The following is a 12,655-nucleotide window of genomic DNA, read 5'->3' on the forward strand; positions in this document are numbered from 1 at the left end:
CTCCCTTTTATATGTCAAATTGGAAAAGTCCATTACCAGATAGTTATTTGACAACAAGTTAATGATTAAATAATTATTCTGCTACCCTTATGTCTTTGATTGTCCTCTTACTATTTGTCTAAAGTGTGGAGATTGCTTATTATGATGAAAATCGCTAGAGGTTTTTGTGATTTTCTCTATAGGTTTTTGTGATTTTCTAAGGTTATGTTCAAAAGTTACAACATCTTGAACACATAGTAGTTACGACACGAATATTCTTAGCCTACTTTTGAGTGAACTGGGTAGCAAGGCTAATTGTAAGTTATGCTACGCATTTGACAATGGATATCACAAATAGATATAAAACAGGGATAACGGACTTTTCCCCTACTAGCATCCCTCTCTTTTTATTAGAGAAAGATGGCTAATAGTATATACACTTCTACGAACGCTAAAGAACTCCTTTCAACAATTCAGATGGCGTTCAACATCTTAACTAACTATTTCCTTTTTTCAATTAGATTATACCACTATTATAAAACGCTTTCAAATAATTATGTGCTCCAAAGTCAACTTTTTTGCTTTTCTTTTTCCTTGATAAAGTTTTCCCACATTTTTTGTTGCGGCTTAGCAAATGGGTAGGTAGGAAAATCTTCTACAGAAACCCATTTCAATTCTTTTGATTCTGGAAGGTTAAGTGTTTCTGCCACACCTTCTACCATTTCTATCTGCCATTTGCGGTGACTAAAAATGTGCTGGACGATGCCAAATTCTTGCTCTTGCCAATCAACAGTCAGACCATAAAGTTCCGTAAAGCTCTGCCGAATATCTGGCTGAACAATTTCTTCTGCAACTTCAAAAAGAGAGACTTGTTTGTCAACGATTGCTCCTTTTTCCAAAAGCGGAAAAGACCAGAAACCTGATAGAAGACCTGCTTCATTATTTTTTTCCAATAAAAATTGATTGTCTTTATTTCTGATGAGAAATCCCTGGTAGGCCACGGGAATCGGCTTTTTCTTTGGTGCTTTGATTGGATACTTATCCATTGTACCGTTTAAGTAGGCTGCGCTAAAGGCTTTGACTGGGCTGTCCTGGGGACGTGGATTAACTGGCGATTCAATATCCGACCCTAGATCCATCAGGGCTTGGTTGAAATCGCCCGGTCGCTCTGGATCAATCAATAGCTCCATCATCGCTTGGAAAATCTTGCGATTGGCAGGAAGACCAATGTCATAATCAACCTCAAACAAGCGGCTGAGAACCCGCATCACATTGCCATCTACCGCTGGTTCTGGCAAATTAAAAGCAATACTGGAAATTGCTCCAGCAGTATAAGGACCAATGCCCTTTAGGCTTGAAATGGCTGCATGCGTGGTCGGAAATTGCCCATCAAAATCTTCTACCATTTGCTGAGCCGCCTTTTGCATATTCCGCACGCGCGAATAATAGCCCAATCCTTCCCAGAGTTTGAGAATGACCTCCTCTGGTGCTTGTGCTAAATCACTAATCGTAGGCAAGTGATGGAGAAAACGTTCATAATAAGGAATGACCGTGTCTACTCTTGTCTGTTGAAGCATGATTTCAGAAACCCATATAGCATACGGATCCTTAGTCCGTCTCCAAGGCAAGTCACGTTTATTAGCATCATACCAATCTAAGAGTGCCTTGCGAAAAGCTTGAATCTTTTCCTCCGGCCACATTTCAATTCCATATTCTTTCAAATCTAACATACATCTAGTATAACACAAAGTAAGGGAGCCAGCTTTTGCCAACTCCCTTATATCGTTTATAATCAAAATCAAACTAGCTCCAAAGGTTTGGGGAAACTTTGGAGGTTGGAAGAATTTGTTTCTCTAAATCTAGCCAAGACTGTCTGCTTTTGATGTTCGAAGAGTTTTATTCTACTTTTCCAGTTACAAACATGGTAAAACTTGCTGAAGCAAGTAGCTGTTTATCTTGGTTTTCTATCTTCACTTCAACGACCTTTGTTCTACTTCCATCATGTGTACAAGAGCCTATTACTGATAAGGTATCACCAAGTTTAGCTGCCTTCATATAATGGATATTGGACTGTAGGGTGACAGAATAAGAACCCCTTGCTACCGTTGTCAGACCTGCAACTGAATCTGCCAATGTGAAAAGAAAGCCTCCATGTGCCATACCGTATGGATTGAGAGACTTTTCGGTCACCTTTGTAGTCAGTAGCACCTCTTTCTCATTGAGCATTGTAGCTTGATAGTCATCTAAAACCGTAATCGGTTGTAAGTTTAATTTATCTAACACTTTCATCCTCCTCTGTCTGCTGACTTGTTTGCATTTGATAATAAACGCCTTGTTCAGCCATCAACGCTTCATGATTCCCTTGTTCAACAATTTTTCCATCCACCATGACCAAAATCAAGTCAGCTGATTGAATGGTTGATAGGCGATGAGCAATAATAAAACTGGTCCGTCCTTCCATCAATTTGGCAAATGCTTCCTGTACTAAAATTTCTGTCCGTGTATCAATAGAGGAAGTCGCCTCATCTAAAATCAGGATTTTAGGTATCTTGACAAAGACACGCGCAATAGACAAAAGCTGACGTTGTCCCTGGGATAAGCCTTCTCCTCCATCTGCCAAAACCGTATCGTAGCCCTGCGGAAGCTGACGAATAAAGAAGTCTGCATTAGCTGCCTTAGCCGCCTCAATGACCAATTCCCGCGTGGCATTTGGATAGCCATAGGCAATATTATCATGAATGGTACCAGATTTGATCCATGTCTCCTGTAAAACCATCCCAATCTGTCTGCGGAGATCCTCACGACTGTACTGGCTAATCGGAACCCCGTCTAGAACAATCTGACCAGCCGTCACATCATAGAAAAGCATAAGAAGGTTAATCATGGTTGATTTACCAGCACCAGTAGGTCCAACAATGGCTACCTTTTGTCCAGCTTTGACATCAATGTCCAGATGTTCTATCAGAGAACGGTCAGGGCTATAGGAGAAAGACACATTGTCAAAGGAAATAGCTCCCTTCAACTCCTCTGAATCAATTTTCCGCTCAGCCTGATCGTCAATGCTATCTAGAGCCAAGATAGCAAACAGCCTGTCTGCACAAGCTAAGGCGCTCTGCAATTCCGATAGGACCGAGGAAATATCATTAAAAGGCTTGCTGTACTGACTAGCATAATTGAGAAAAGTTGTCAGAGAGCCCACTGTAAAATTTCCTGCCATAATTCTCAGCGCTCCAAGTCCTGCAAGTAAGGCATAAATAATAGCATTGATAAACCGCGTACTTGGATTGACCGTTGAAGAGGCAAAGATGGCCTGTTGGGAATAAGTCGCATACTGGTCATTCACAACTTGAAAACCTTGCGTAAATTGCTCTTGAGCATTGAAAGATTGAACCAGTGTCAATTGACTGATGGACTCTTCCAAAAGCTGAGATTGCTTCCCACGTGCCTGAGTCTGTTGTCTATAATAACCATAGGATTTCTTAGCGATATAGCGTGCCACAAGCAGAGAAACTGGAGTCAATGCCACAACCAGCAACATCATGGTCAAGTCAAGCCTAGCCATAGTGAAAATGGTTAAGAAAATGGTCAAGATACCAATGAAAAATTGATTAAAAATCATCAAGAGACCATTTGTTAATTGCTCACTATCACTTGAAAAACGAGCCACCAAATCACCGACTGAATGACGATCCAGATAAGATAGGGGCATCTGGTGCAGCTTGACATAAACCTGTTCACGCAAGTCGGCCACCATTCCATAAACCAAGCGATTGGTTACCAAAGGTAAGTACCATTGCATCAGCGTATTAAGCAAGATAACCATCACCATTTTGCCTAAGATACCGAGCAAGACCTGACCATTTGCTATCAATACTGCATCGACTGCCTGACCAATCAAGATAGGCAGATAAACTGTCAGAAGGACTTGCACCAAAGTTCCCACCAACATCAAGGACATTCGAAGGGGCTGGTGTAAAACCAATCTGACCAGTTCCTTAAAACTAGATTGTCTCATAGCTATCCTCCCCTCCTTGTTGTTGCGATTGGTGAATTTCTTGATAAATAGCAGAGCTTCTCAGTAAGTCCTCATGGCGACCAAGTCCAACTTGACGCCCTTGTTCCAAGACTAAAATCTGATCAGCTGTCCGTAAACTATTGGTTCTTTGTGACACCATGATTAAGTTTTGACCTGGTAATTCCTGGCGAATAGCCACTAATAACCGACTCTCCGTCAAATAATCCAGAGCAGAGGTCGCATCATCCAAGATTAAAATCGGTGCTTTCTGTAAAATAGCGCGTGCAATGGTCAAACGTTGACGCTGTCCACCAGAAAAATTCTTCCCAAAGGCTTCGACAGGGCTATCCAAACCACCTTTATCCTCTATGAAAGATTTAGCCTGTGCAATTTCTAATGCAGACCATAGGTCACTATCAGATATTTCTTCCAATCCTAAAGATAAATTAGAACGAATAGTTCCAGCAAAAAGCTGAGCCTGTTGCGGAACGACGGCAATTTGCTGCCGCCATTCTTTTAAATTCTTAGGACTTTTTCCATCAATGAAGAGAGAGAGCTGATTTGTTGGCACTGAATAGAGTGCCTGCAATAAATCTACTAGGGTGGACTTACCTGACCCAGTTCCCCCGATAATTCCCATAAACTGTCCCTTACGTAAGTCAAAAGCAATGGCAGATAGGGACTCCTCAGCAGATTTTGGATAAGAAAAGGAAAGATGACGCACAGAAAAGATAATCTCCTTATCCTCACTAACCACTATTGGCAAACTAGACTCTACTTCCTCAGATGTTTGGTCAAAAACCTCTTGAATACGTTGCGCTGAGATATAGGTCTGGTTGAGAGTAGACACGACCATAATCATCTTGACCAATTCGACTAAAATTTGAAGAAGATAGTTGATAAGAGCGACCAACATCCCCTGTTCCAACAAATTGTGTGAAATGGCTATATTTCCCTGCCAGATGAGAATGAGCAAGGTGCCGTTGACCACTAAAAATGTCAATGGCGATAAAAGACCAGACCAAAAACCAGCCTGCAACTGTTGCTTCTTATAAATCTGATTTATGCCTTGAAAAGCCTTAATTTCTCGCTCTCTTTGTCCAAATGCACGAATCACTCGCCAACCAGTCACTGTCTCACGTACCTGCCCCACCAAACCATCTAATTCTTTTCGCATCGATTGATAAATACGGCTGGTCATAACAGAAATGACTGTCACTATAAAAATCAATAAGATAATCATTCCTAGAAAATAGGCAGATAGACTTGGGCTAATATAGAATGCCATGATGAGCGAACCAAATACGACAATTGGAGCACGTAAAAACAAACGAAGAAAAGTATTAATACCCGTTTGAATTTGTAAAGTGTCGCTGGTCAATCGTGTCAGCAAGCTGGGTGAGGAAAGAATATCTCGGCTAGACTTGGGAAGGGAAAGAACCTTCTGATACAAGGCATTTGTCAGCTCTTTAGTCACACCAACCGCTGCTTTAGCTGAATAATATTGCGCTATTAGTGAAACAATAATTCCAATACATGCTAGACCAACCAGTAAAAAAAGCATAGCAACCAGGTTTCCCTGGCTGCCATTTGGAATAATTGTATCAACGATATAGGCGATAATTAATGGTACCAAAAGCTCAAAACAAGCTTCCAATAGTTTAAAAACTGGACCTAATATGGATTCCTTAATATAGTCCTTAAAATATCGTGATAAAAATTTCATATTAACGGTGCTCCAAAGCCTGAACCGCAGTAATCAAGGTCAAGTTGTAAACATCATCAGGGTTACAACCACGAGACAAGTCGTTTACAGGCTGATTCAAACCTTGTAAAACAGGACCTACCGCTGCAAATCCACCCATACGTTCGGCGATTTTATAACCAATATTACCAGCTGAGATACCTGGGAAGATAAATACAGTCGCTTGACCAGCAACACTCGAACCTGGGGCTTTTAATTTACCTGTGGTAGGAACAAAGGCAGCATCAAATTGCAATTCACCGTCCAAATCCAACTCTGGACGCAATTTTTGAGCAATTTTTGTAGCTTCAACAACCTTATCTACTTTAGGACCAGCACCAGAGCCTTTTGTTGAATAGCTGAGCATTGCAACTTTTGGATCAATACCAAACATTTTAGCAGTACGTGCTGAGTTGATCGCGATTTCTGCCAGGGTTTGAGCATCTGGATCAATGTTGATAGCACAGTCACCAAAAATATAACGCTCTTCACCTTTTACCATCAAGAAGGCACCTGATGTTTTCGATACACCTGGCTCTGTTTTAATGATTTGAAGAGCTGGACGAACTGTTGAAGCGGTTGAATGAATCGCACCAGATACCATGCCTTCTACTACGCCCATATATACCAACATAACACCAAAGTAGTTAACATCTTTCAACAACTCATGTGCCTGCTCTTCTGATACCTTACCTTTACGGCGCTCTACCAAAGCAGCTACCATCTCATCATATCTATCATAATGAGCTGGGTCAATAATTTCAAAACCTTCTGTAATCCCTTCAATGTCAAGGTAAATCTTAATACGATCTGGGTTTCCAAGCAAGACGGGTACTACATCCGACTCATTTACCAAACGTTTTGTCGCCTGCAAGATACGTGGTTCTTCACCTTCTGGCAATACGATACGTACTTTTTTACCCTCTAGCTTTGTAGCTAATTGCTCAAAAATTTTCATGAACAAACTCCTTAAATTTATTTACTTATTAACTGATTGATAACAGCCTGAAAATCCTCAGGAAGCGGTGCTTCCAAATCAATCCTTTCGGCTGAAAAAGGATTGTCGAAGGCCAAATTATGACAATGCAAGGCTTGACGTTCTATCCCACATTCCAAACTTCCACCATACATATCATCTCCTAACAACGGAAATCCAATGTGAGAAAAATGAACACGAATCTGATGAGTCCGCCCAGTATGTAGTTGAATATCTACTAAATGAATATCTCCCCACGATTGCACAACACGATAGGAAGTATGAGCATATTTTCCATTCTTTGTCACACAACGGGTAATGATGCTGTCTTCTGGACGACCGATAGGGGCAATAATATCCCCTGTCTCTTCTAGCTGCCCATTCCCCTTCACCAAAGCATAATAACGTTTATGAATAAGCTTGGCCTGTAACTGCTTATCGAGTCGTGCATGGGCATAGCCGTGCTTGGCAAACAGCATAACGCCTGATGTATCCCTATCCAGACGAGTCACAATATGAACCTGCTTATTCTCATAATTCTGCTCAATAAGATAACCTTTTACAAAATTTGCGATTGTGGATGAATGCAAGGCAGAAGGAATGGAGGCGTAGCCAACTGGCTTATTTATCGCCAGAAAATGATCATCTTCATAGACAATATCCAGCGAAAAGGAAATCGGTTTCAAACTTCCCGTTAAATCCTCCTCAGCTGGTATGTCAATTGTAACCCTATCTCCAATATCAAGCAAGTAAGTTGCATTGCGTTCGATACCATTGACCCAAATATTGCCACCAGTGTACTTGATTTTTGCCAACAAGCCCTTTGAAACACCATGTTTTTTCAAAAACGTTTTAATTTTCGTATGCTGGTCAGCAATGAATTCAAACCGCATTACTCCACCTCTCCAATAAAGGCGTCCTTAACCCGATTCCAAAAACTAGTATGACTCGGTGTTGCAACAAAATGAATCTTACTATTGTCTATCTGATACTCTATACTTTCAATACTATCATAGACAAAAGTCTTATTGTCTACCGCAATCGAGTAACGGTCACTATGCTTTGGTTCAATCACAATCTTGTCTTTTTTAGGGACAACAACGGATGAACCCAAGGTGCGGTAAACACGATTGTTCAAACTTGCCACTTCTGCAATCTGCAATGCCTCGATTGTTGGATGTAAAACAGCACCACCTAATGACTTGTTATAGGCTGTTGAGCCTGTCGGCGTTGAAACCGAAATTCCATCCCCTCTAAAGCGTTCGAAGGGCACATTGTTAATAATAATATCTGCGACCATGGTCTTAGAAAGACGTTTTACTGTCGCCTCATTTAAGGCACGCGCCTCGACAATGCGACCATCTGTCATCTTGACCTTAACATTTAAAATCGGATACGATACTCTAGCACCTGTATCAAGCTTAAGATTTTCAATCAGCTTGTCCACTTCAAAATCGCGATAATCTGTATAAAACCCCAAATGACCCGTGTGAATTCCTACAAAACGTACACGATCAATCAACTTTTCATATTTGTGAAAAGCAGATAAAAGCATCCCATCTCCACCGATAGAAATGACAATATCTGGATTTTTAGGAGTCAAAATAAAATTTGCTTCTTTTAACTTTGTCCATAATTCTTTGGACACCGCTTCACTCTTAGGATTTCGACTAGCGAGCAGAGCGATTTTTTTTCTACCTGTATTCTTCATCTGTATCATCACTGTTGCCCACACCGTCATTCAGTTTGCGATAGGCAGGATCAAATAAGGCCTGCGCTTCTTGAATGTCGTTGCGGATTTTTCGCATCTCCTCATCTAATTCATAGGCAATTTTTGCTGTAACTTCCAAGCGTTTCTTGATTTCTTCTGGAAAATTCCCCTTATATTTATAATTCAGAGAATGTTCAATTGTAGCCCAGAAATTCATTGAAAGGGTTCGAATCTGGATTTCTGCCAGAACCGTCTCGTTGCCATTTATAGTATCCACAGGATACTCAATCACCACATGATATGAACGGTAACCAGAGGCTTTCATATTATTGATATAATCCCGTTCATGCACAATTTGCATATCCTTGCGTTTCCGCAAAATAGCTAATACTTCTTCAATGTCGTCCACAAATTGAACCATAATCCGAAGACCGGCAATATCTTGCATATCTTGAGCAAGATTTTCCAATTTGATATGTCGCAGGGCCATTTTTTCTTTAATGGATTCAATCGGTTTTACCCGTCCTGTGACAAACTCAATTGGAGAATGCCGGTTAGCCTTGCGATACTGCTTGCGAATCCCCCGCAGTTTGATTTTCAATTCACCAACTGTCTGAATATAGGGGTCTAAAAATTCTTCCCAGTTAAAGTCCATACGGCCCCTTTCTTGTCAAAACTTTTAAATTGTATTAGAATAACACAAAGACTAATCTATTATAACACATTGAAAGGGTTTACTGCATGAAAAACCACCTTGAAATTGAGTATAAAACCTTACTGACTAAATCCGAATACAAACGCCTGCTTACTGACTTTTCAGATGTGAGCCCAATTCTTCAAACAAACCACTACATTGATACCTCAGACCTAGATATGAAGAATCACCGCTTTTCACTCCGTATTCGTACATTTGAGGACTCAGCAGAACTAACCTTAAAAATTCCACAAGAAGTCGGAAATCAAGAATATAACCAAGTTCTAGACATCCAAACTGCTCATGATTTACTGGAAAATTTTCAACTACCAGCAGGACAAATTTCTGACATTATTTCTGCAACCGAAATTCCACTTGATAAACTTGCTGTCTGGGGAAGCCTCACGACAAAACGCCATGAGAAACAGACATCTATAGGCCTTATGGCCCTCGATGAAAATGATTATGTGGGACAAAAAGATTACGAATTAGAAGTCGAAGTGACCGATGCAGATGCAGGGAAAATTCTTTTTGATGAATTCCTTAAGAAGAAATCAATTCAATTCAAATATGCTAGTAGTAAGATTGCACGAACAGCTGCCCACATGAAATAACTATAAAAAATCAGCCAAATAAGGTTGATTTTTTAGTTTCACTACTGAAAATTTTTCATTTTTTTGATAGAATAGAGCTATCTATTGTAAAAAATACTTTTATGTCATCATAAAAGCTCAGTGTGTAAAAGGAGTTACTTTAAAATGGTACAACCACTAGGTGAACATAACATTAAATTATTCTCACTCAATAGCAACCGTGATATTGCTGAAAAAATTGCTGATTCTGCTGGAATTCCTCTTGGAAAGCTGTCTTCTCGTCAGTTTTCTGATGGTGAGATTCAAATTAACATTGAAGAATCTGTACGTGGCGTAGACGTCTACATTATCCAATCAACAAGCTATCCGGTCAATAATCACTTGTGGGAATTATTGATTATGATCGATGCTTGTAAACGTGCTAGTGCCAACACCATTACAGCGGTCATCCCTTATTTCGGCTATGCTCGTCAAGACCGTACCGCTTCTCCACGCGAACCAATTACAGCTAAATTAGTTGCAAATATGCTGGTTAAAGCTGGTGTCGACCGTGTATTGACTCTTGATTTACACGCTTCACAAATTCAAGGTTTCTTTGATATTCCAGTAGACAATCTCCTTACAGAACCACTTTTTGCAGCCTACTACATGGAAAAAGGACTCTGCGGAGAAGATGTCGTCATTGTGAGTCCTAAAAATTCTGGTATCAAACGCGCGCGTAATATCGCTGAATTTCTAAATGCACCAATTGCAATTATCGACTACGCTCAAGATGATTCTGAGCGTTCTGAAGGCTATATTATCGGTGATGTTGCTGGTAAAAAAGCTATTTTGGTGGACGATATTCTCAATACTGGTCGCACTTTCTCACAAGCTTCAAAAATTGTCCAAGAAGGTGGTGCTACTGAAATTTATGCAGTTGCCAGCCACGGTCTCTTTGCAGGAACTGCAGCCCAACTCTTAGATGAAGCACCAATCAAAGAAATATTAGTTACCGATTCTGTTGCAAGCAAAGAACAGCATCCTAAAAATATCGCCTTCCTAACAGCTAGTGACTTGATTGCAGATGCCATCCACCGCATCCAAGAACATCAGCCACTCAGCCCACTTTTCAAATTTACTAGTCCTGAAAAAGAAAACTAGGAGTAACTCTTTGATTTATTTAGATAATGCAGCAACCACTGCCCTATCTCCTACTGCACTCCAACGGATGATGGAAGTGGCTCAAGAAAATTATGGAAACCCCTCCAGTATTCATCAAAGCGGTCGGAAAGCCAATCAACGTCTTAGACAAAGTCGTCAAGAGATTGCTCAGATTCTCTCCGCCTCTCCCGAACAAATTATTTTCACATCTGGAGGCTCCGAAGCTGATACTTTAGCTATTCAAGGCTATGCACTTGCGCATCAATCCAAAGGAAAACACCTGATTACTACGGCTATCGAACACCATGCTGTGCTCCATACCATGCAGTATCTAGAGGATCGGTTTGGGTTCGAGGTAACCTACATCCAACCAGTCGACCAAGTAATCACCGCTCAACAAATTCAGGATGCCCTTCGGCCAGATACTATTTTAGTCAGCGTCATGTTTGCTAACAATGAGACCGGTCAGCTACTTCCCATCAAGGAAATTGGAGAGCTCCTAGCCGATCATCAGGCCGTCTTTCATGTAGATGCTGTCCAAGCAATTGGAAAAATTACAATTTCTCCCTCTGACTACGGAATTGACTTGCTCGCGGCCTCTGCCCATAAATTCCATGGTCCAAAGGGGATGGGATTCCTATATAGTAAAGTTCATAAATTTGATTCCTTGATTCACGGCGGAAAGCAGGAACAGCAACATCGAGCAGGTACTGAGAATCTCCCTGCTATTGCTGCTATGGCGACTGCCCTAACAGAACAATATGAGTCCTTAGATACGCATCATAAGCATGTCAGTGAACTGCGACAACATATTATTGAGGGATTATCTGGCTTAGACTATTATCTCAATCAGGCCGGACCTCATCTTCCTCATGTCCTTAATATCGGTTTTCCTGGTAAACTTAATGAACAACTCCTTATGCAACTAGATTTGGCAGGTATTGCTGTTTCTAGCGGTTCTGCATGTACGGCAGGTGTTGTCCAAAATAGCCATGTTTTAGAAGCTATGTATGGAAAAGACTCCCATCGTCTGAAAGAATCCATTCGTATCAGCCTATCTGAAATCAATACAAAAGAAGAGATAGATACTCTTATCATCGAACTAAAGAAAATACTTGGAGGTTAAAATGGCATTCCAACAATCAGTTACCTTAAAAGATTGTAATTTTACTTATCACATTAGCCCTGCTATCAAAAAATATACACTCCGTGATAACACCTTTGAACAAACCAAAGCAGGTCACTATCAGCTTACACGTCTTCTGGAAGAAATTCCAAATTCAAACCAAGGATTCCTCTTGAAAATTATTATCAATCAAGACCTAACTGGTTTTAAAATTAACATTACCGACAAGTCTGGTCTTCATCTGGTAAACATTTTTAAGCCAGAAAGTAACAAGGTTATCCAAGAAAAATTCTATTTCCTCATGGATAGCTTGATTGACCGTGACATCTTTACAAAAGAGAGTTAGTATGATTGAAATTCACTATCTTGACGCTTACAAGCAAGAACGTATCCAAACATTTGAGAATAAAGATGTAGCCATTCTGGCTTTTGCCGGTTGCTTAACCCTCCCAGACTATTATCCAGTTACCAGCATTACACAAGACGGACAAGCTCTGGATTACAAAGGGACAATCGGAGATCTCTATCTCTATTTACAAACACTAGATTAGACAGTTTCCTGTTTAATCTTTTTTTAAAATCAATCTGTTGATTTTTTCACAAACTTGGACTAGAATAGAATAAAGAACTGTTTAATATATAAATAATCGATAAAGCGTATTCTATCGAAATAA

At 40.3% G+C, this 12,655-nt stretch carries 13 protein-coding genes; 5 read left to right on the forward strand and 8 right to left on the reverse strand.

All coding sequences use genetic code 11. The annotated features are described in order from the left end of the window. Positions 1-548: 548 nt before the first annotated feature. The 8 genes from mutY to K6969_RS06710 all read right to left on the reverse strand — a co-directional run bounded on the left by mutY (position 549) and on the right by K6969_RS06710 (position 9,080). The gene (gene mutY / locus K6969_RS06675) at positions 549-1,709 is read right to left on the reverse strand and encodes an A/G-specific adenine glycosylase (RefSeq protein WP_171942499.1); all 1,161 of its coding nucleotides are present in this window, start codon (positions 1,707-1,709) and stop codon (positions 549-551) included. A 166-nt stretch (positions 1,710-1,875) separates the two neighbouring features. Then, positions 1,876-2,268 carry a PaaI family thioesterase gene (locus tag K6969_RS06680; RefSeq protein ID WP_029681487.1) on the reverse strand — a complete coding sequence of 131 codons (393 nt, stop codon included), beginning with the start codon at positions 2,266-2,268 and terminating at the stop codon, positions 1,876-1,878. Further along, positions 2,252-3,994, reverse strand: coding sequence for an ABC transporter ATP-binding protein (locus tag K6969_RS06685; RefSeq protein ID WP_171942498.1), 1,743 nt, complete (start codon positions 3,992-3,994; stop codon positions 2,252-2,254). Before K6969_RS06685 ends, K6969_RS06680 begins: the two co-directional genes overlap by 17 nt. Beyond that, a complete protein-coding gene (locus K6969_RS06690) occupies positions 3,981-5,720 on the reverse strand; it encodes an ABC transporter ATP-binding protein (RefSeq protein WP_171942497.1) in 1,740 nt (579 codons plus the stop codon). Before K6969_RS06690 ends, K6969_RS06685 begins: the two co-directional genes overlap by 14 nt. 1 nt (position 5,721) lies before the next feature. Next, positions 5,722-6,696 (reverse strand): phosphate acetyltransferase, encoded by a 975-nt coding sequence (gene pta / locus K6969_RS06695; protein WP_002935239.1) that lies wholly within the window; start codon positions 6,694-6,696, stop codon positions 5,722-5,724. A 17-nt stretch (positions 6,697-6,713) separates the two neighbouring features. Beyond that, positions 6,714-7,607, reverse strand: coding sequence for an RluA family pseudouridine synthase (locus tag K6969_RS06700; protein WP_024380949.1), 894 nt, complete (start codon positions 7,605-7,607; stop codon positions 6,714-6,716). Continuing rightward, entirely contained in the window at positions 7,607-8,425 is an 819-nt protein-coding gene (locus K6969_RS06705) for an NAD kinase (RefSeq protein WP_002935241.1), read from the reverse strand. Before K6969_RS06705 ends, K6969_RS06700 begins: the two co-directional genes overlap by 1 nt. Further along, positions 8,409-9,080 carry a GTP pyrophosphokinase family protein gene (locus K6969_RS06710; RefSeq protein WP_002935242.1) on the reverse strand — a complete coding sequence of 224 codons (672 nt, stop codon included), beginning with the start codon at positions 9,078-9,080 and terminating at the stop codon, positions 8,409-8,411. Before K6969_RS06710 ends, K6969_RS06705 begins: the two co-directional genes overlap by 17 nt. A gap of 86 nt (positions 9,081-9,166) precedes the next feature. Between K6969_RS06710 and K6969_RS06715 the strand changes: the two genes are divergently transcribed. The 5 genes from K6969_RS06715 (at position 9,167) to K6969_RS06735 (ending at position 12,532) form a co-directional block, all read left to right on the forward strand. Continuing rightward, entirely contained in the window at positions 9,167-9,733 is a 567-nt protein-coding gene (locus K6969_RS06715; protein WP_171942496.1) for a CYTH domain-containing protein, read from the forward strand. Between the two features lie 144 nt (positions 9,734-9,877). Continuing rightward, positions 9,878-10,855: a ribose-phosphate diphosphokinase gene (locus K6969_RS06720; protein ID WP_012775438.1), complete on the forward strand. Its 978-nt coding sequence runs from the start codon at positions 9,878-9,880 to the stop codon at positions 10,853-10,855. Between the two features lie 10 nt (positions 10,856-10,865). After that, entirely contained in the window at positions 10,866-11,981 is a 1,116-nt protein-coding gene (locus tag K6969_RS06725; RefSeq protein WP_171942495.1) for a cysteine desulfurase family protein, read from the forward strand. A gap of 1 nt (position 11,982) precedes the next feature. Then, on the forward strand, positions 11,983-12,327 hold the full coding sequence (locus tag K6969_RS06730; RefSeq protein ID WP_002935248.1) for a DUF1831 domain-containing protein: 345 nt from the start codon (positions 11,983-11,985) through the stop codon (positions 12,325-12,327). 1 nt (position 12,328) lies between these two features. Continuing rightward, complete coding sequence (locus K6969_RS06735) at positions 12,329-12,532, forward strand: DUF4649 family protein (RefSeq protein WP_105097182.1); 204 nt, start codon at positions 12,329-12,331, stop codon at positions 12,530-12,532. The last annotated feature ends 123 nt before the right edge of the window (positions 12,533-12,655 follow it).

Source organism: Streptococcus suis (genome assembly GCF_019856455.1).
Lineage (GTDB): Bacteria > Bacillota > Bacilli > Lactobacillales > Streptococcaceae > Streptococcus > Streptococcus suis_AE.

Excerpts from the sequence above, each read along its gene's own strand:
- mutY (WP_171942499.1), bottom strand. The coding sequence starts at position 1,709 with ATGTTAGATTTGAAAGAATATGGAATTGAAATGTGGCCGGAGGAAAAG.
- K6969_RS06680 (WP_029681487.1), bottom strand. The coding sequence starts at position 2,268 with ATGAAAGTGTTAGATAAATTAAACTTACAACCGATTACGGTTTTAGAT.
- K6969_RS06685 (WP_171942498.1), bottom strand. The coding sequence starts at position 3,994 with ATGAGACAATCTAGTTTTAAGGAACTGGTCAGATTGGTTTTACACCAG.
- K6969_RS06690 (WP_171942497.1), bottom strand. The coding sequence starts at position 5,720 with ATGAAATTTTTATCACGATATTTTAAGGACTATATTAAGGAATCCATA.
- pta (WP_002935239.1), bottom strand. The coding sequence starts at position 6,696 with ATGAAAATTTTTGAGCAATTAGCTACAAAGCTAGAGGGTAAAAAAGTA.
- K6969_RS06700 (WP_024380949.1), bottom strand. The coding sequence starts at position 7,607 with ATGCGGTTTGAATTCATTGCTGACCAGCATACGAAAATTAAAACGTTT.
- K6969_RS06705 (WP_002935241.1), bottom strand. The coding sequence starts at position 8,425 with ATGAAGAATACAGGTAGAAAAAAAATCGCTCTGCTCGCTAGTCGAAAT.
- K6969_RS06710 (WP_002935242.1), bottom strand. The coding sequence starts at position 9,080 with ATGGACTTTAACTGGGAAGAATTTTTAGACCCCTATATTCAGACAGTT.
- K6969_RS06715 (WP_171942496.1), top strand. The coding sequence starts at position 9,167 with ATGAAAAACCACCTTGAAATTGAGTATAAAACCTTACTGACTAAATCC.
- K6969_RS06720 (WP_012775438.1), top strand. The coding sequence starts at position 9,878 with ATGGTACAACCACTAGGTGAACATAACATTAAATTATTCTCACTCAAT.
- K6969_RS06730 (WP_002935248.1), top strand. The coding sequence starts at position 11,983 with ATGGCATTCCAACAATCAGTTACCTTAAAAGATTGTAATTTTACTTAT.
- K6969_RS06735 (WP_105097182.1), top strand. The coding sequence starts at position 12,329 with ATGATTGAAATTCACTATCTTGACGCTTACAAGCAAGAACGTATCCAA.